17 protein-coding genes are annotated in these 19,378 nt (G+C 49.9%); 9 read left to right on the forward strand and 8 right to left on the reverse strand.

Annotated features, from left to right (window positions below; translation table 11 throughout):
• Nucleotides 1–237: 237 nt before the first annotated feature.
• Nucleotides 238–1,125 (forward strand): SMI1/KNR4 family protein, encoded by an 888-nt coding sequence (locus tag EL628_RS08370; RefSeq protein ID WP_161975351.1) that lies wholly within the window; start codon nt 238–240, stop codon nt 1,123–1,125.
• Between the two features lie 24 nt (nt 1,126–1,149).
• Here EL628_RS08370 and pth read toward each other — a convergent pair whose 3' ends face one another.
• The 3 genes from pth to EL628_RS08385 form a co-directional block, all read right to left on the reverse strand.
• The gene (gene pth, locus EL628_RS08375; RefSeq protein ID WP_126579500.1) at nt 1,150–1,833 is read right to left on the reverse strand and encodes an aminoacyl-tRNA hydrolase; all 684 of its coding nucleotides are present in this window, start codon (nt 1,831–1,833) and stop codon (nt 1,150–1,152) included.
• Between the two features lie 74 nt (nt 1,834–1,907).
• On the reverse strand, nt 1,908–3,146 hold the full coding sequence (gene iscB, locus EL628_RS08380) for an RNA-guided endonuclease IscB (RefSeq protein WP_161975352.1): 1,239 nt from the start codon (nt 3,144–3,146) through the stop codon (nt 1,908–1,910).
• Nucleotides 3,147–3,467: 321 nt separating this feature from the next.
• Nucleotides 3,468–4,745: a metallophosphoesterase family protein gene (locus EL628_RS08385; RefSeq protein WP_126579502.1), complete on the reverse strand. Its 1,278-nt coding sequence runs from the start codon at nt 4,743–4,745 to the stop codon at nt 3,468–3,470.
• 315 nt (nt 4,746–5,060) lie between these two features.
• Here EL628_RS08385 and EL628_RS08390 point away from each other — a divergent pair, with 315 nt between their 5' ends.
• Nucleotides 5,061–6,059 carry a sugar phosphate isomerase/epimerase family protein gene (locus EL628_RS08390; protein ID WP_126579503.1) on the forward strand — a complete coding sequence of 333 codons (999 nt, stop codon included), beginning with the start codon at nt 5,061–5,063 and terminating at the stop codon, nt 6,057–6,059.
• Nucleotides 6,060–6,250: 191 nt separating this feature from the next.
• Here EL628_RS08390 and EL628_RS08395 read toward each other — a convergent pair whose 3' ends face one another.
• The 5 genes from EL628_RS08395 to EL628_RS08415 all read right to left on the reverse strand — a co-directional run bounded on the left by EL628_RS08395 (nt 6,251) and on the right by EL628_RS08415 (nt 11,162).
• Nucleotides 6,251–7,384, reverse strand: coding sequence for an AZOBR_p60025 family cell surface glycopolymer formation protein (locus tag EL628_RS08395; RefSeq protein WP_126579504.1), 1,134 nt, complete (start codon nt 7,382–7,384; stop codon nt 6,251–6,253).
• A 267-nt stretch (nt 7,385–7,651) separates the two neighbouring features.
• Entirely contained in the window at nt 7,652–8,647 is a 996-nt protein-coding gene (locus tag EL628_RS08400; RefSeq protein WP_126579505.1) for a D-alanyl-D-alanine carboxypeptidase family protein, read from the reverse strand.
• A gap of 432 nt (nt 8,648–9,079) precedes the next feature.
• On the reverse strand, nt 9,080–10,540 hold the full coding sequence (gene gatA, locus EL628_RS08405; RefSeq protein WP_126579506.1) for an Asp-tRNA(Asn)/Glu-tRNA(Gln) amidotransferase subunit GatA: 1,461 nt from the start codon (nt 10,538–10,540) through the stop codon (nt 9,080–9,082).
• Nucleotides 10,541–10,546: 6 nt separating this feature from the next.
• Entirely contained in the window at nt 10,547–10,837 is a 291-nt protein-coding gene (gene gatC / locus EL628_RS08410; RefSeq protein ID WP_126579507.1) for an Asp-tRNA(Asn)/Glu-tRNA(Gln) amidotransferase subunit GatC, read from the reverse strand.
• A 28-nt stretch (nt 10,838–10,865) separates the two neighbouring features.
• Nucleotides 10,866–11,162: an acylphosphatase gene (locus EL628_RS08415; protein ID WP_126579508.1), complete on the reverse strand. Its 297-nt coding sequence runs from the start codon at nt 11,160–11,162 to the stop codon at nt 10,866–10,868.
• 333 nt (nt 11,163–11,495) lie between these two features.
• Here EL628_RS08415 and EL628_RS08420 point away from each other — a divergent pair, with 333 nt between their 5' ends.
• The 7 genes from EL628_RS08420 (at nt 11,496) to EL628_RS08450 (ending at nt 19,290) form a co-directional block, all read left to right on the forward strand.
• On the forward strand, nt 11,496–12,467 hold the full coding sequence (locus tag EL628_RS08420) for an AAA family ATPase (RefSeq protein ID WP_126579509.1): 972 nt from the start codon (nt 11,496–11,498) through the stop codon (nt 12,465–12,467).
• A gap of 2 nt (nt 12,468–12,469) precedes the next feature.
• Complete coding sequence (locus EL628_RS08425; RefSeq protein WP_161975353.1) at nt 12,470–13,681, forward strand: DUF58 domain-containing protein; 1,212 nt, start codon at nt 12,470–12,472, stop codon at nt 13,679–13,681.
• 5 nt (nt 13,682–13,686) lie between these two features.
• On the forward strand, nt 13,687–16,182 hold the full coding sequence (locus tag EL628_RS08430) for a DUF4129 domain-containing transglutaminase family protein (protein ID WP_126579511.1): 2,496 nt from the start codon (nt 13,687–13,689) through the stop codon (nt 16,180–16,182).
• A 210-nt stretch (nt 16,183–16,392) separates the two neighbouring features.
• Entirely contained in the window at nt 16,393–16,755 is a 363-nt protein-coding gene (locus tag EL628_RS08435; protein WP_126579512.1) for a hypothetical protein, read from the forward strand.
• Nucleotides 16,756–16,946: 191 nt separating this feature from the next.
• The gene (locus EL628_RS08440) at nt 16,947–17,138 is read left to right on the forward strand and encodes a hypothetical protein (RefSeq protein WP_126579513.1); all 192 of its coding nucleotides are present in this window, start codon (nt 16,947–16,949) and stop codon (nt 17,136–17,138) included.
• A gap of 338 nt (nt 17,139–17,476) precedes the next feature.
• On the forward strand, nt 17,477–18,433 hold the full coding sequence (locus EL628_RS08445) for an ABC transporter ATP-binding protein (RefSeq protein WP_245994032.1): 957 nt from the start codon (nt 17,477–17,479) through the stop codon (nt 18,431–18,433).
• Nucleotides 18,434–18,450: 17 nt separating this feature from the next.
• Nucleotides 18,451–19,290, forward strand: coding sequence for an ABC transporter permease (locus EL628_RS08450; protein WP_126579514.1), 840 nt, complete (start codon nt 18,451–18,453; stop codon nt 19,288–19,290).
• Nucleotides 19,291–19,378: the final 88 nt, after the last annotated feature.

The raw sequence follows: 19,378 nt of genomic DNA on the forward strand, positions 1-19,378 counted from the left end.
CTATCTAAGCCTTTACCAAAATATTTAACCTGTATTTGCTGTGCATAGTGTGTATTTGTCCTGGATGATGTCCTTAAAAAGCCCTGCAATAAGCTGGTTTTTGGAGCAAATAAGGGTATAATTTTTTTATAGCAAAAATTGCTGCCAGTGTTCTTTCAGATGGGAAGCGAAGGACCTCCTTGCTCTCATTCCCTATTTTTTGCGAACAGACAATTGTATGCGAATAGAGGCACATTCATGGATGAAAACGATCAGTGGCGAAAGATTCTCCAATCTTATCGTGCACAAGGTGTCCAGGCAGTCTCACTGGCGGAGCCAGAGGCCGAAAAGCTTGTGAGAGCTCTTGTCGTTGGCGAGCCTCTGCCTCCTGCTGTGGCCAGCTTTATACGGCTCTGGCTGAAAGGATCAGGTGAGCCATGGCAGATCCTTATTCAAAGTGCCTCGGTGGTCCATGCAGGCGTCAAGAAAGAGCTTGGATCTGGCTCTCTGTTGGAGCCATTGCGCGCCCTTATTCAGCGAGTGGTGGATGTGGCTATTCTCTGCTGGCCGCCTACTCCCTGGTATCCCTCTCAACGTTGGGGCTATCTCTTTCAGGTCAAAGCGCTCCAGGCAGAGAAAGCCCCTAAGCAGATTGTTCTTCATACGCCAGCCTCTTTACAGGATATTGCACAGGCCGAGGCAGCCCTTCGCCTGACCCTTCCCCCCAGTTATCGACGTTTTCTGCTGGTAACGAATGGTTTTGCAACAGGAGTACATCGAATTCCATGGATCTGTGGGGCAGGGCCAGGTCTGGCGAATTGGAAGTCTGTGCTTTTCAATAAGTGGTCGGATTGTGAAGGTTATCACGAGATAGCGTCATTATGGCGTGCCTTCCAGGGTATCTATGACTATGAACGGATTCGTGATTGGGAGAATGGTGAGAACACGTTTTTATCTGATGAGACGGTTCTGGTTCCTTTTGCTCAGACCTATGACGAGTGGTGCTTTGATCGATCCCGTCGCAAAGTCAGTGGCGAGTATCCCGTTATTTTTTGGAATCATGAGACGCGTCAGGCCAGTGATTACTACAAAGATTTCTCTTCCTGGTTTGCTGGCGAAGTTGAGCTCTTTCTCTTTGGGACCTGAGCGTGTGACTGAGACCTGAATGAGTTACGCAGGTGTGCTGTCAACTTCGGCACTTTTTTCATTTTCAGCAGCTTTCCGCAACTTTTCTTGTTCGCGGCGCTCTTGTTGCTGGCGTCGTCTCTCCTCGGCCTTCTTTTTCGCCTCGGGATCAACATTGAGAATATTCATAGCTGCGTCGATGCCTTGCTCAAGTATGAGAGGAATGGCATCAACAGCGGCGCTCTCACCAAGCTCTAGTTGTATCTGCTCATCGCCTCCTGGAGCACCCAGGACATAATCTACGGTCTGAAATTTAGGGTTCGCAGGCCGTCCAATACCAACGCGTAGATGTGGAAAGGTATTGGTATGAAGATGGCTGATAATACTTTTAATACCATTGTGGCCACCTGCACTGCCACTGCGCCGTACGCGAATCTTTCCAACTGGTAGATCTAAATCATCATAGATCACAAGCGCATCTTCGGGCTGCACTTTGTACCAGCGCAGCAATTCCCCAACCGCCTCTCCACTTTTATTCATAAATGTAATAGGTTTTACCAGAACGACCTTTTCGGTGCCCAGATGACCATTGGCTATCATGGCTCGCCCGTTGCGTTCCCAGCGCCAGCCATGCCTCTTAGCAAGTTCATCAACGATGCGAAAACCGGCATTGTGGCGCGTTCGCTCATATTCAGAGCCTGGATTGCCCAGACCAATAATCAATTTCATGTTCTTTTCCAGCTATCTTCTTCAGGTATTCGAAACGTTCTTTGAAACCATTGTGAATCAATGACAGTGTTTGATTATCTTTGCGGTCTTTGCCAGAGTATCGTGGTGCCACGTTCCAGCAACACGCAATCCTTGGGACGAGCGTTCGCAGGCTCCCCCTTCTTACGGGAAAAGGCGAGATATCCCGTCGAATAAATCGAGTTGATCTGTTTGATCCATGTTCCTTTGACTCGGACGACATCCCCTTTGCGAAAGCCCTCCAGTTCCGTGTTGAGTTGATAGCGCACACGCCCTTGCCCCTTGCGCGGCAAATCGTGGTACTGCCGTCGTGTTTGACGAGGGCGGAACCCAATGCGATAAAATCGCTCTCGTTGCCAGGGAACCAGTTCTCCGGTGTCGTAGGTCGCGATGCACAGGGCGTCACTGTCGTGTTCCTTCGGCAATTCCTGCTGCTTTCTCCAGGTGGCCGTTTGATACCCAAAGAGCGTTGAGAGCGGAAGCGCGCTTCCAAGTGTGGTGTACAGATACGTTTTGCCTTGCATGGACCGTTGCGCGATGTGATCAAGATGGCCGCTCACACCTGAAACTTCGAGCGTGATTTTCCCCGCATGCACCCCATGATGACACGACTCGCACAGGGTCAACAGATTGCTCAGTGTGTCTTTTCCCCCATGCTGACGATACTGCACATGATGGGCTTCCAGACGCACCTCCCGTTTGCCGCAGTGTTGGCACTGGTAGCGATCTCGCAGCAAGCACGCGATGCGCAGGTTCTCATCCAGGCGTTTGGAATCTTGATAGCGACTGCCTTGTACCGTCGGATCATTGAGCCGGGCAATATCCACCTGGACATCCTCAATGACGATCCGAGTGATGGGCAAGGGCAGCCGTCGTACCACCCGGATCACCTCTTCCACGTTGGTCTTGATGGAAGGCGGCAGCCTGCCACTGCGCTTGCTGGATGCCCGGTTCAATATTCGACAGGGACGATACCAGCGGCGGTTCCGGCGACTGCGCCGATGCGCACGCCGTGCGTCGAGCTTTTCTTTGACATCCTTGCGATGCAGGATCTCTCCTGACAGCAGGATTTCTCCTCGGCCCACACAGGCAAAGCCCGTCGTTGAACTGCCCTTATCAATGCCAACCACCACGTCCTGGACCTGCTCTTCGCAGTCCCAGCGCAGTTGAATGGTAAAGGGCGCACGGTGCTTCACGTTGGCTCGACCATCCCGCAACAGCTTGCGTGCCTTTGATGGCTTGCAAGGCATCAAGGGGTGTCCATTTTGATTGATGACATACACCAACTGGGTCATGCTGTAAGCGCTCCTTTCGGAGTAAATGCTCCTCGCGGCGTTCAAGAGGGTTGTCACGTGCAGCACACGTCTGCTTTCGCTTCTCCTTAATGCAGCACCACAGAGCCTGGAGCTGGAACAAACACCCCAGGGTGTGATACACCTCTCGAACTCCTGTTCCACCGAAGTGAAGCCCGCTGGTAGCTCCATAACCGAACAAATCAAGGATTCGCTAGATTTTAGGAACTATCTTAAGAGCGCAGTTCTCCTCTGCGCTCTTTGTTGCTTATTGTTTGGTACTCAGGTGTTGTGCTATCTTGCTAGAAGCCGTAGGCCAGACTGCTAGCGGCCATAAGCCAGACGTGTGGCAAGATAATTGGGTAACTTGGCCTCGATAATCTTCTCCTGAGTCTTCTCAAAAGAATAAGAGACGCGATAGAAGGTAAAGCCTTTTTCTGTATCATAGATCATGAATGCTGCACGTGCATCTCCATCGCGTGGCTGCCCAACGCCGCCCGGATTGATAATGGCACGATAGCCTTCAGGAGCCTTCCATGCTCCTTCAGGTGGAACAAGCATCTCATTTGTGACTTCTACCATACTCTGGCTAAGACCCAACAGCGCCAATAGCTCTTCAATCTCTTCATTAAGGAGCTCTTCAGCGGATTTTTCTTCGGCAGAAAGCTCATCTGCTGGAACTGGCGTCTCCTGGTCTGACCTTTCAACATCGGCAGCAGCAGGGATGGGGTGAACGGCAATAACCTCTGCTGTCTCATCCTCTTCATTTTCTGCCTGAGCGATTGCTTCAGCGAGTTCAGGGACAACGAGCTCGGGCGCGTCATCGGCCAGATGTTGTTGACGAGCGTTTTCGACATCAACGCGATCTGCAATCTCTTGCAGCGCTTCTGGAGCGGTATGAACGCTCTCTGTATCATTGATACTGGTCTGACTTGTGCTTTGTTCAACGGTCTCATCCGCAGGGGCTGTCTGGGTCTCCTGCTCGTCCGGGACACTCTTCACGGATGCGCCTTGCTCGAGAGCCGCTGTTCTGTTTGCCTCTTCTGTACCATGAGTTGCAATGACATCGATAGCCTCAACATCCAACGGTTGGGTTGGTGTATTGGCAAATGAATCGGGCTGCTGGAAGATGACCGGGACATGGGTATGCCCAACGAAGCAGAAGCGGCTGGAAAAGTATTGAAAACTTCGTTCCGCAAGTACTTCGGATGTCAGGTATTCCCAGAGAGGCCCATAGGGGCTTCCATGGACCAGCAGGCATTCATCTTTCTCCAACCGTTCAGGGAGATTTGCAAGAAAGGTACGATGTTCCTCCGTAAGCTGCTCTCTGGTCCAGAGGGCTGAGATGCGGGCAGCTTCACTGAAATCTTCGAGATCAATCTTGCCGACTGCTGCCCAGTCATGATTGCCTGCGATAATAACATCCGTACGTTCTCGTAGCTTCTCGATACATTCATTGGGGTTGGGTCCGTAACCAACGAGGTCGCCGAGAAACCAGATCTGATCGACTGGCTCTTGCTGCGATAGCTCGTCAATTTTGGCCAGCACAGCTTCCAATGCCTCTAGATTAGCGTGGATATCGGTAAAAATTGCGTAACGCATTTAGCATACTCTATTCAAATTCTATGGTACAAGCAGGTGTGGTTATTTTATCATGTTTATGGTCTCCTTACCAGTACGTATTTATTGGTAGTCAGGGTATGCCAATGCTGCGAGATCTTGTGCTACTTTTCTGTGATATACTGAAGCGCATGCAGTGATCCTACAACTGAGTGGAGACGGTGGTTCCTGGCAGCAATGTGGATACTATGGCCTGGATTGTGTTTGACCTGTTCCTGAAGAGGGGGTCTGCCATCGTATACTCTCCTGGAGGCATGCTAAAGATGTGTACGTTTGAAAAACTGTAAGGAGGACGTAATGGCACGACCTATCACACTTTTCACTGGTCAATGGGGAGACCTACCACTGGTAGAACTCGCTCCTCTGGCGAAGAAGATGGGCTTTGATGGCCTTGAACTTGGCGTTGGTGGCGATCATTTTGATGTGCAAAAGGCTCTTCATGAGCCCGGATATTTAGAGGCTAAGCATGCACTTCTTGAGAAAAATGGTCTGAAAAGCTATGCCATTGGTGCTCATCTGGTTGGTCAGGCAGTCTGCGATAATATTGACGCTCGTCATAAGAACATCCTCCCGGCTTCGATCTGGGGCGATGGTGAGCCAGAAGGCGTTCGCAAACGTGCAGCCGAAGAGATGAAGGATACCGCTCGAGCGGCGGCTAAGTTTGGTGTGCAGACCGTAACTGGTTTTGTGGGATCGAATATCTGGCACTTGCTCTACTCTTTTCCACCTAACGACTTTGCAGTGATTGATCAGGCGTATGTTGAATTTGCCGAGCGCTGGAATCCAATCATTGATGTGTTTGAGCAGGAGGGGGTCAAGTTTGCACTTGAGGTCCATCCAACTGAACTGGCCTATGATTTCGTGACAACGCGTAAGACATTGGATGCCATTGGCAATCGACCAGGATTTGGCATTAATTTTGATCCCAGCCATCTGATTCCTCAATTCCTTGATCCTGCGACCTTTATTGAGGATTTTAGCGACCGTATCTATCATGTTCATGTGAAGGATTCTAAGCGGAAGCTGAATGGCCGGACCAGTATCCTGGCTTCCCACCTCAATTTTGGTGATAATCGTCGTGGTTGGGATTTTGTCTCGCCAGGTCATGGCGATGTCGATTTTGAGTCCATCATTCGAGCTCTTAATCACATTGGCTATCAGGGACCGCTCTCGGTCGAATGGGAAGATTCTGGCATGGATCGCGAGTGGGGTGCGACTGATGCAGCAGCTTTTGTGCGTCGTACTGATTTCCGCCCCTCCACAATTGCCTTTGATGCAGCGTTCAGCAAAAAATAATGCCTCAATTTGCTGAATCTGATGAGACCTTCTTCTCGTGAGAAGGTCTCATTTTTTGTTGCTCTCTGAGCACTAATCTGAGCACTAAATAGTGCACGACAGCGATTCTAATCAGAGATAAAGCTGCATTGTATGCAAAAAGCAGTACTCATCAGCGGCAGTGATTGATGCTGCTGGTCTTTGTAAAACCTTCACCCAATAAAAGAGCTTAAGGGAAGCATGATGCCAACTACAAAGACAAGGAACGTCAACGCATAGCTTTGCAGACCGAATAAGATGCGTTGATCTTTCACCTGCAAGGCATAAAGCAATCCTGCAAAGACAAGACTGGTGCCGATTCGTCCCGCAGAGATAAGTTCCATATAGGAGTAGCGTGACAGAAAGACCATCATCAGCAGATTCATGATCCAGATGCTCAATGGTCCGGCTTGCCACCAACCCCGATGGAAGAGCTCACGTACAATCATACAGCCGCTTAATACGCCAGGCAGAAATAAGAGGAGAAAAAGGAACCAGAACTTATGTGGAGATTGTACAAAGGCAAACAGACCAGCAAAAGGAAGATGCTCAAAAGGTGGAGAGAACGTGAGCCCGGTGCGGCCAAAAAAGAGATAAAGTAGCCCTAACCAGACACACAAAGGCAGGATACCAGCCGCACAAAACAGCAGAGCTTTACGCCACTGTCGTTGAAGCACAAAACCAAAGAGATATCCGGCAGGAAAGAGGATTGCCGTCTCACGTGTGAGCGCCGCCAGTCCCATCATTACAGCAGCCCACATGAACCGTTCTTCATCAAGTAGCCAGACACCTGCACAGATAAAAAAATAGACCAGTGGCTCTGCTGTATCAAATGTCAGGCCAGCCGCTTGTCCGAAATAAAGGCCTGCTGCAAGACTGTACCACTGAGAGAGACCTCGTTTCACCAGGAGGCGAGCCAGAAGATCGACGCTTAGCACGATGGCGAGCCAGTTAACGGTGAGGAGTACATAAGGGATCAGAGGATCGAACTTCAGACTGAGTAGAGAGACCAGCAGTGGATAGAGAATGCGCTGATAACGATAGGGAGCATTGTCCATAAATTGCCAGGCGTTGAGGGGATCATGTGCTAATTGATAGTAGAATTGGCCATCATAGCCCCATGTTCCATCAGGCTTGTGTTGCGACCAGACTGTGCCGAGATGAACAAAGTCTAGAACACTATAGCCACGTATGCCCATCATCGCGATCAGAAGAGCAAAATAACTGACGGCAATCACTACTGTTGGATGCCAGAGCGCGATACTCAGTGTTGAGCGCTGAGTGAGTGCAACATTGTTTCGTGCCAAAGTAAGAACCTCGCAGTCCTCAAAACAGGCCTTTGCTCGATCGGAGTTGAACGCCTGTTTTCCTACCCTCCAACGCCTTTGTTGAAGAAAAAAAGTTTCTATTGGGAACAGAATCCAGATGTTTAGGGACTTTTCTGGCAAATCTAGATTCATCAATGTAGCAGTGATTATAGCTCAACAATTTATATTTAGCAAGTATCCAGGCGAGGAAATGGGGTGTATCATGCCCCTATAGGCATCTAGCTCATAAGAAGGTAGGAAGTTGTGCTAATTGGGGGGACGCACAGGGAGATTAAAACCCCAATCGAGCAGGGCTTTCGTATCGGAGTCACGCGTTACCTGACTGGAGCTATCCAGAATGGCTCCAATAAGATGGTGTCCATTGCGGGTGGCGGAGAAGACCAGGCACCAGCCAGCAGCATCGGTATGGCCGGTCTTGATGCCATTCATGCCAGGGTATGTACTGAGGAGCAGATTGGTATTTGTCCAGACATGATTGGCTGTACTATAGCTGGGAGTCTGTACGATCTGAGCAAAGAACGGAATCTTCATGGCATACGTGGCGAGCCGGGTGAGATCGGCTGCTGTTGTGTAGTGCTGTCCATTTAGTTCATCCTGGGTAAGTCCATCAGGATTGACATAATGCGTCTGGAAGAGGCCGAGACGAAAAGTAAAAAGATTCATGCGCTGGACAAAGGTCTCTGTAGAGCCCCCCAGGGCATCTGCGATTGCGACTGCCGCATCGTCTCCTGAGGGGAGCATCAAGCCATAGAGGAGATCTTTCAGTTTGATCTGCTCACCAACTTTCAGATAGGCGCTGCTACCATCGGTGCTACCATCACTATGATAACCAACGCGATCAATCGCATCCTGTTTGACAGTAATCATCTGATCAAGCTTGCCGCTCTGAATTGCAATCAGGGCAGTGATGATCTTGGTCGTGCTGGCCATGGGGACTGGCCTCTCTCCATTTGTATCCGCCAATACGTGGCCTGTATCGGCATCAATGAGATAGCTCATTCTGGCAGCGAGAGGTGGTGGAGCTCCTTGCACCGTTAAGATGGGCTGGGGAGTGATGGGAGGAATAGGGGTTGCAGGCGGTAACGTTGGATAAGGGATCGGTGTTGGCGTGGGGGTCGGATCAAGGATGCCCGCAGACGTTAAAAACCCTTCCCCTGATGAGGTAAAAGCCAGTAAGGGAATCAGGATGAGCAGGCTAAGAGCACAAAGCAGGCAGATGATCCCTATGATCCGACGTTTCATATTTTTTTTCTTCCGTATTTTTGAAGAGAATAGTAATTTTTGTATGAGAAGTATGGAGCAAAAAGACTATACTGTGTAAGAGTCTAAGATTAGTATAAATATTCTATCGTCAAAAGGCGAATTATTGTTGTGTGATAAGAGAAATATCCCATCAATTGGGGAGAAATCTAAGCATGAGGTAAGCGAAAAATGAGAAAATGGGCAAGAAGTAGCACTACCTCTTCGACGCCCCCAGGCTTCGCGATCGAATCTTGATCAAATGAAAGAACCATTTCAGATCCGACCGCGAACGCTGCTAGGGGCTACCAGGATACTTTAATATGTGCAGGCCAGAGACGTTCGAGAGACGCTACTCCCCATTACAACAGCAGATGTTTCTTCCGAAAACGGAGTTTTCATGCCGGGTGATGAACCCTTTGTATGAACGTCCATTTAGAGCTCTGCGGGCCATTGCTTATGATAATCGGTGACAGCCTCGAAGGCACTGGCAATCTTTAGAAGGGTGTCTTCCTTGAAGACATTGCCGAGCAATTGCAGGCCAACGGGCAGACCTTCGCTAAAGCCGCCTGGGATCGAGACGCCACAGATACCTGCCAGGTTGGCTGGGATAGTGAAAACGTCCTGAAGATACATCTGATAAGGATCGGAGATCTCACCCAATTTGAAGGCGACCGTAGGAGAGGCCGGGCTTACAAGGGCATCAAATTGCTCAAAGGCCCTGGAAAAGTCCTGCGTGATCAGCGTCCTGACCTTCTCAGCCTGTTTATAGTAGGCATCGTAGTAGCCAGCGGAGAGGGCATAGGTCCCCAGCATAATGCGGCGTTTCACCTCAGGTCCAAAGCCGTATTCCCGTGTTTTCTCCATTGCCTCCCACATCTCGCTGGTATCGCGATACGAGAAACCATATTTTACGCCATCATAGCGAGAGAGATTTGCGCTGGCCTCAGCAGGAGCAATGATATAGTAGGCTGCAACGCCATATTTGGTATGTGGAAGTGAGACAGGACTGATCTCAGCACCAAGTTCGCGCAGGCGCTCAATATTGGCCTTCACTGCGCTAACGACTCCAGGCTGTGTGCCCTCGACCCAATACTCCTCTGGCACACCGATGCGCATCCCTTTCAGATCTCCAGTGAGCGCGCCAGTGTAATCCTGAACGGACTGTGGAGAGCTCGTAGCATCGCGCTCATCATGCCCGGCAATAGCCTGTAGCAGGAGAGCAGCATCGCGGGCATTGCGTGCAAAGGGTCCAATCTGATCCAGCGAAGAGGCAAAGGCTACCAGGCCAAAGCGTGAGACACGGCCATAGGTTGGTTTGAGTCCAACGAGATTACAGAGCGAGGCAGGCTGGCGAATCGAGCCACCTGTATCACTGCCATAAGAGCCCATGGCCATCCCAGCGGCCACGGCAGCAGCTGAGCCACCACTACTGCCACCAGGAGCTCGATCGAGATCCCAGGGATTTTTGGTAGGAAAGAAGGCTGAATGTTCGGTGGAAGAGCCCATTGCAAACTCATCCATATTTGTCTTTCCAACCATCACAATGCCAGCGTCATGCAACTTCTCCATCACCGTGGCATCGAAAGGGGGCTTAAAATTCTCCAGCATGCGTGAGCCGCAGGTTGTGGCAATCCCCTTCGTCGCAATAACATCTTTAATGGCAAGAGGGATGCCAGTCAGCGGATGGAGATTCTCGCCGCGAGCAAAGCGTTTATCGGCCTCTCGAGCCTGTTCCAGAGCCAGCTCATCGGTTACCAGCGTAAAAGCTTTCACTTTGGGCTCAACGGCGCGAATGCGCTCTAAATGGGCCTGTGTGAGCTCAACGGAAGAGATCTTCTTCTGGCGTAAGAGCTCGCCGGCCTCAGTAATACTTAAATGATAGAGTTCAGTCATGTGTATTTATGCGTCCTCCAGTACCGCATTGACCCGCAAGCAGTTGTCTTCCTGGTCTGGAGCATTGGCCAGCAACTCTTCAGGTGTATAAGAAGGTTTGGCAATATCCTCACGCATAACATTGGTCTGTCGTGAGGCATGGGCAGTGGGGGAGACTCCGCTCACATCGGCCTCTTGTAAAATGTGGATATGCCCCAGAATGGCGGAAAGTTGGCTGCCAAAGGTATCAATCTCTTCTTCGCTCAGACCCAATCTGGCGAGCCTGGCTACGTTTGTTACCGTCTCGCGATCAATCATGTATGGTCCTCTTCTCTAACTTACCCAGCTACCAGCGGACGTGAAAGCCACTGAAATGTTCGGTTGGTTCTCGCCATGTCGTGTGTACTTCCTCGACCTCTGCCGCTGGTGGACCCTGCCGCAGCAGGACAAGCAGATGTTCGAGGGCAGGTCGTGCCCCTTGAGCGACTATGGTAACGTCGCCGTTGCTCTCATTGCGTGCGAATCCGTGCAGCCCCAGGCTCAAAGCACTCTGGACTGCAAAATAACGGAAGCCAACGCCCTGGACGTAGCCAGTAACGAGAGCTAACAATTCTTGAGTGGGTGTGTGGTCGCTCTGACTCATGCTCCTCATGATAGCATATATCGGGCCATTCGGAATAGCCCCTCTGTGAGAGATGGGAGGACGTGGTTGTGTAGCAAAGGCTTCAAACAGGACTTTGTAGATGGCTTATTTACTTGAAAAGTGGTACTATTAGGGTAACGAATGCAACAAAACCAACACACGTAGCGTATTTCTTTTCAGAGAAAATTACCATTTGCTCTCCCATCTATACCTGTGCTCCTTGAACGCCCTGAGAGTAAACGTTGCGTAGTGGAGTTGTATTTGAGGAGAGGCTGGTTGCTCTGATTTTATCGAGACATACGCCTCGATTGAACCTCATTGGGGAGATGATACATGCAATCAATACAAGACTTAGCTACAGCTGTTCAGCGCGTGGTAGAGAATGTGGAGCGTGTCATAGTAGGCAAAGCGGAGCCCGTTGCCTTCAGTCTGATCGCCGTTATTTGTAATGGACATGTGCTGATCGAAGATGTACCGGGTGTCGGGAAAACCGTTTTAACAAAAGCTATTGCCCGCTCCATCGGATGTTCGTTTAAGCGTATTCAGTTTACTCCAGACCTTCTACCGAGTGATGTTACAGGCGTCTCTATTTATAACCAGAAATCGGGCAATTTTGAGTTTCGGTCTGGTCCGATTATGTCGCAGATTGTGTTAGCAGACGAAGTGAACCGAGCGACTCCAAAGACTCAGTCGGCATTGTTGGAAGCGATGGAAGAGGCGCAGGTGACTGTTGATGGCATCACCTATCAATTGCCTTCTCCCTTTATGGTTATGGCGACTCAGAACCCCATTGAGTATGAAGGAACCTTTCCGCTGCCTGAGGCTCAGCTTGATCGCTTTATGATGAATATTCGCCTGGGTTATCCCCAACCCAGGGACGAGATGAATATTCTCGATAGCCATCAACATCATCACCCTCTCGAAGATCTGGCCCAGATTATGACCGCTGAGGAGCTGATCACCATTCAGCAACAGGTGCGTAACGTTCATGTTGACCCCTCGATTCGTGAATATATCGTTGGCATTGCCAATGCAACGCGTAGCCATCAAAATATTTACCTTGGCGCAAGTCCACGTGGCTCGTTGGCGCTCTTTCGTGCGTCACAGGCTCTGGCGGCTATGCGCGGACGTGGGTATGTGATTCCAGATGATATCAAATTGCTGGCCAAACCAACGCTGGCTCATCGTATCATCGTTACACCAGCGGCTCGTGTGCGCTCAATTACCTCAACCGCCATTCTTGATGAGATTCTACAGTCAGTTCCTGTTCCCAATGCATGGGTTGGTGGCGGAAGGGGGCGCTAGCTATGCGTCCCTGGCAAGCTATTCTTCTGATTTGCATCCTGGCTTTTTTTGCCATTAGTAGTGCATGGAAGGTTCTCTATATTCTGACCTATGTACTACTCATTCTCTTTGTCCTCTCCTGGCTGTGGGCGCAATATAGCCTGCGTAAAATGGTATTCCAACGCACCTTCAATGGGGAACGTGTGCAGGTTGGCGAGGTCTTTGATGAGCGGCTCACGTTAGACAATCTGAGCCGCTTGCCAAAACTATGGGTGCAGATTGCCGATGGTTCGACGCTACCAGGACATCGAGCGGGCTATGTTGCCAGTATGGGCGGGCGGAAACGAGCGATGTGGCGGGCGCGTAGCACCTGTCGACAGCGTGGACGTTTTCAAATGGGCCCTGTCATTGCCACGAGTGGAGATCCCTTTGGACTCTTCCGCAAGCATCGTTTTCTGGCACCAGCGGGCGATCTCCTGGTTCTGCCACGCGTCCACCCGATTACGGATTTTGCACTTTTCACAGGTGGGTTGCCTGGACGAGGCCGTAGCGCGCAGCGAGCGCTTCAGACGACGACCAATGCAACTACGATTCGTGACTATGTCAATGGCGATGCCTTAAGCCGTATTCATTGGCGTAGCAGTGCTCATTACAACAAGTTGATGGTCAAAGAATTTGATCTTGATCCCGCAGTTGATGCCTGGCTCTTTTTGGATCTTCAGGGTGAGGTGCAAGTGGGAGAAGGAGAGGATTCGACTGAAGAATATGCAGTAACGATTGCTGCAACGATTGCAAACTATCTGCTACGTCATGATCTTTCACTAGGCATGATTGTCAACGGAGAGAAGCGCGAGATTCTCGCCCTCGATCGTGGTGATCGACAGATCGAGCGTATGCTTGAGCTTCTTGCTGTGGTGACAGCAGGGCAGGGACCAGCGTTAAAAGAGGCTCTGGCTGTGGATGCCCTCCATTTTCGCCGCAATACGGTGGCGATTGTGATTACGGCCTCACAGACGAGCGATTGGCATGAGAGTATTCGTCATCTTCAACGGCGAGGAGTACAGGTTGCTGTGGTGGGCCTGGATGCCGCCTCATTTGAAGGGGAGTCTTCGGATGAGGATACTCTGGCTTTACTGGAAGGCGCAGGTATTCCGGTGATGCGCATCCATTGTAACGATCCAATTGCTCAGATACTAGAAAGTGGATCCGACACGCGTTTTGTCAAAGGAAGGTAGACGCGATGAGCGATACGACGTTTGAACGGCTCTCCCATCTCATTTCGGAGACGCCTCCCGATCCAAAGAAGAAGGGACGTTCTCCACGGACAGTTGAATTGCTCTTAAACCCGGCAGAGGGGTGGCTGCTCTTTTTCTTACTGGCTGCCGTTCTTTATAGCACAACGTGGTCAGTACAGGCGGCTGGCTGGATTAGTAATTTAGATGTGCTCTCCCAGACGACTGCTCTTGGTCTGATTGCTAGTTTTGTCGCAGCAAAGCAGCAGCGGTTTCCACGGCTGCTTGTTTTTAGTGTAGTGATTATCGTTGGTCTGCTTCTGGCGTTTTGGCAAACGGTCTTGCTTTACGATCAAGGGAACTTCACTGAGTTTTTTGCACGCTTTCAGGATTGGCTCAACACAATTCGCTCGGGTGGAACGGGGAATGATGATACCATGTTCCTCTTTTTTATCTTATCTCTTGGCTTTGCCCTGGCGGTCATAAGTGTCTGGCTGGTCTATTGTATGAGAAGCCCCTTGCTTATGGTTGCAGCCAATGCAGTTGTGCTCCTGATCAACCTGAATAATATGACCGATGCTGGAGGGATCTTCTTTCTTATCCTCTTCCTGATCTCATCGCTGTTGTTATTGTTGCGGTTTAACCTCTATGAATCGATTGCGCGCTGGAAAAGGCAGGGGCTCCGCTTTGACGATGATCTCAAGTGGGATATTATGCAGGCAGGGGCTCTGGTCTCGGTTGGTATTCTCATCTTTTCCTGGGTTCTGCCTGGAAGCTATGCCAATCCAGTTGCGAGCCAGATCTGGAATGTGCCGCAGAATCCCTTCTTACAGTTGCAGAATACCTGGAATCGAGCGTTCTCTCCGAGTGGTGGTGGAGTCGCAACTTCAAACCATGGCAGCTTTCGGGCTCAATTGTCACTGGGTGGCAATCCCAACCTCAATGATGAAGTAGTGCTGACCATGCAGACTAACAGTAAGGATAGTGCAGCTCTCTATCTTGAGCTTGTGAGCTATGAGACCTATACAACAAATGGCTGGGTTCTGGGGGCAACGAATCCATTTCCCCTGGAAGCCAATGCCTTTTTGCCGCCCAGCTCCTTCTCGACTCAATCGGTGAAAGAACGAATCACCATGGTGAATCCACCAGCTGAACAGAATCCCTACATTCTTGGCCCCTCTGAGATGACCTCAGTAAGCATTCCGGCCTCGGTCTACAATGGTGATCATGGTATTGTGGCCTGGGTAGGGAAAAATGGGACGATTCGCGCTGGCGTGAGCTACACTGTCAATTCAGCTATCTCCGACGTCAATGATACAACATTGGAGGGCGTCCCATTTCCTAAGAATGCACCAAATTATACCCCTAATCCTAACCGTCCTGACGATTTGATCGCTGTAAACGCCTATGAAGATGGTCTGGTGCGTGATTTTACTCAGATGCCCAGCAATGACGATATGAAGCGTATCAGTGCACTGGCTCATCAGATTGTAACAGATGCCAACGCTACCAGCATGTATGATCAGGCGCAGGCCTTAGAGTCGTATCTCAAAAAGAATTATAGCTATAGTGTGGATATTCATCCACCCAGACAGGGCGACCCGGTGGCCTGGTTTTTGTTTGACAATAGTCAAAAAGATGGCTTCTGTAACTATTTTTCATCGGCGATGGTGCTTATGGCTCGTTCATTAGGAATGCCAGCACGCGTGGTTGCGGGGTATGCGCCGGGGGAATACAATGAGAGTACTGGCCAGTATACAGTGCGTGGTAAACAGGCACATTCCTGGGTACAGATCGACTTTGCAGGCTATGGATGGATAAATTTTGAGCCATCGGCAAGCTTCAACTCATTTGTACGCCCTACTGGCCTGAACACACCTGGAGCGAATGGGACCTCATCAAACCAGACCCTTCCAACGGGCGTGGTGCCGCCTGACCAGCGCACAAAGCATAAGAAAGATCCAGATCAGACTGATCCAGGAGGTTCTACGAGCAGCTCTTCCCAGCCCCTTTTTTTCCAGGGACCGAGCATAAGCATTACCTTAGGAAGCCTGATTCTATTGACCTTATTCCTCTGTATTGCTTTTGGCATCTGGTGGAGACGGCTCTTCCGCCGCTATAGCCTGTCGACTCAGATTTATGGTCGCATCTGTCTACTGGCAAGTTGGGCTGGTATACAATTGCAGCCCTCTCTGACACCCTACGAATATGTGGAGCGCATCAGACCATCGTTTGCACGTACGGCTGATATTACTGCGTTAGAGCGTCTGGGAGACATCTATGTGCGAGAGCGCTGGGCCGATCCACAGAGTCCAGAGCATCCACTTCGCAGCGGTGAACTGGCAGAGTTACAGAGCATCTGGCGTCGTTTACGCCTGAAACTCGTTGTCTCAGTTCTGCGACACCCCTCTTTCCTGGGATGGGTGCCAGCCCGGATACAGCGTTATTGGAAACAGTATCGGCGTCGCCATCGCGTGCGAAAATGGCTGCGTAAAGAGCTTTAAAAGGAACTTTAAAAGGAATTTTCACAGGTGGAACTTTAGCTGGACTTCTTGACCAATCCGGTCGACTCTCGTACACTATAGTTTGCAGCCTGCTGTGTTTTGCAACTGTGGTCTGCAAACTTTAAAGTTCATATCTGTGCCATTTAGCGCACTGCGGTTGTGCAGTCAATTGTGCTGTTTTTTCATGGTATGGTAAGGTAGGAGAATGTTATGTCCGTAAATGATGTCGCCGAGATGGAGCAATTGTCCGTTGCGACAACTCAGATTCGTAACACCGTTGAGATCCCTGGAGCTCCTGCGGTGGTTTTGCAGACCCTGGACCTGGCTCGTCATGTGGCCATTGATCCTAAAGGGAAACGTTATATCGTTGCTTCGTTTGATGACAATCATATGGGGCGCGGTTTTGTCTCTGCTGTCTTTCCACAACAGAATGGCTATCTAACTCTTGTACGCCTACCCTATTGCGAGTTTAGCTTTGATCGCCCTGAAGAAGCAGTTCAGCGCCACATAGAGCTGGTCGAAATTATTCAGCAAGGAAAGTTTAGAGCCTTCTTAAAGTCGCAACAGCAGTAGAACTTTCTTTGTACAGAAAAACTGGGGCATTTATAGTTATAATGCCCTTGACAGACCACTAATGTATTCCGTATACTTGGAAATGTTAGGGATTGACGACACAATCCTCTCGATGAACTTGTCATCAGAACTGTGTTGCCTCTAAGAAAAAACATTTATTAGCACACACTTCTTGAAAGGAGATGGCGACTATGACAGATCATACAGCTACTGCAAGCCTGTATTGCCTGGGCGATCATGCGTTTTTTGCTGATTGCGCTCGTTTTGTCATGCCCATCACCTATAAAGATCCTGGCTCTTATGTTATCCTCACAGCTCGTCCCAAGACTGTGGCCCAGGGGAGCAGTGTGCCCATTTCCAGGGGGAGACCGCCATTAAAATGAGAAAAAGCGGTAAGTAACAACCCTCCGACCGTGGGCACTGGGCATAGAAAATCCAGTTCCACGGTTTTTTATTGCACTTTTTTATGCTGGCTTTGTGTAACTGTGCTGTTGTTATGGTATCGGGAGGCTTTGATGTTCTGGTAAAAGTGATGATCTGTGAAAAGCAAGGTGGTAATGAGGGTCAGGTCTGAGGTTGCTCTTTCCTGAGAGGGCGGAAATTGAAGAATTAAAAATGTATTTCGTGTATTGTGAGTGACTGGTAATTTAAAGGCGATTTGTACACTGTGAATTATGAAAAAGCAGTAGTAGCCGTTTGAAGATGATAAAGGAGAAATCCCTTGGCTATTCAAGAGCAGACAATCCATTCTCGTTTGTTAAAGAACGTGGTGATAGATACATCAAAAGATGCGGTGGTGATCGATGGGGTCTCAAAGATTTTTAAGAAATCACAGCCATTATTTCGGCGCGCTAAGACAAAGTCCGCCGAACTGGAGGTCGTGCGCGAGGTACGAGCAGTTGACGATATTAGTCTAACGATCAAGCACCGAGAGATTGTGGGAATCTTAGGTGCGAACGGTTCGGGCAAATCAACGTTAATTCGCATGCTTTCAACTTTGCTTATTCCTGATCGTGGTCGAATTAGCATCTTTGGCTACGATGTCGTCAAAGACGAGCGCGTTGTCCAGCGTCTAATCAATCGTGTGAGCGTAGAAGCCTCATTTTTCAAGAAGCTCTCTCCGATGGAGAACCTGCTGTATGCGGCCCGGCTCTACAATATGTCTGGCTCAGAGGCGCGCACAATGATTAAAGATCTGTTGACGCGTCTGGGGATTAAGGCCAATCGCATTAATGCGCCTCTGGAAGATATGTCGCGTGGTATGCAGCAGAAAGTTGCGATTGCGCGGGCGTTTCTCACTTCTCCTATCGTACTCCTGCTGGATGAGCCTACTACAGGACTGGATCCACGTTCCAAGCTAGATGTACAGACCTTTGTTCATGATCTGCGCGATAAGCATGACGCCACCATCTTGATTACGACCCATGATATGGAAGAGGCTGAGGCGCTCTGTGATCGGGTTGCGATTATCGACAAGGGGCGCATGGTTGCATTGGGCACGACCGAAGAGCTGCGCCGGACTGTGACCAATCTGATGGGACGCCGCGAGCTGGTCTCATTGAACGAAGTCTTTATGCACTATACCGCTGCCCATACGATTACAGAGGAAGATATCAAGCTCTATGGCTCGTGGGAAAAAGCATTTGAGGCGCTTGAAGCGCAACGTGAAGAAGAGTAAAAGGGGAAGAAGCACTTATGTCATCAATGATTCATCAGGGTCGGGCTGCCTATGCGTTTTTTGAGCGCAACTGGAATCTTACCAAGCGCTACTGGGCCTGGGAGATTGTCTGGCTTTTCTATAATATTGTGAACTCGATGTCTGTTACCTTTATCGGCGAAGGTGCAGGCGGCATCGCTAATGTCAAACTCAGTCCAGAGTCGACCAATCGTCTTATTCTCACGCTGCTGATCGGCACATCAGTCTGGTCGTATCTTAGCGTCACCTTTGAAGGGGTGACGGATATGATCACGATGGAGCGCTGGGAAGGCACGATTGAGCACACGTTTATGGCACCGATCTCACGCTTTACCCATCTGGTGGGAAGCTGCTGGTTTGCAATCGTCCATGGACTGCTCTTTACCTGTATTCAGCTCTTTGTTGTGAGCCTGTTCTTTCATCTTGATCTGAGTAATGCGAACTATCTGACTGCGGCCTTTATGCTGATTCTGGGAAGCCTCTCATTTATTGGATTGGGCATCGGTGCATCAGTGTTACCGCTTCTGTTTACCGAGCGTGGCACGCAGATGTCCTATATCGTGCGAGCGATCTTACTGGTCGTCTCCGGTGTCTACTACAGCGTCACTGTCTTGCCTGGTTGGATGCAGGTCCTATCGATCTTCTCACCTGCGACCTATGTCTTAAATGGTCTGCGTGCTGGTCTGATGGATGGGGCACCGATCTGGTCGATAACCATCTGGAACGATATCTGGCCTTTGATTATTGCAGGTATTGTGAGCCTGCCTCTGGGCATCTACATCTTTGGTGTAGCTGAGCGCTATGCGAAACGTACCGGGAAGCTCAAGAGAAACGGTTAACTGCTAAACGTTTCGGTGGACACTGTGAGCATATCCGAAAGGTCGTATAGTCATTACGATGTAGATAGATCATGAACACAGTGTCTGC

The sequence above is a fragment of the Tengunoibacter tsumagoiensis genome, assembly GCF_003967535.1.
GTDB classification, from domain to species: Bacteria; Chloroflexota; Ktedonobacteria; order Ktedonobacterales; family Ktedonobacteraceae; genus Tengunoibacter; species Tengunoibacter tsumagoiensis.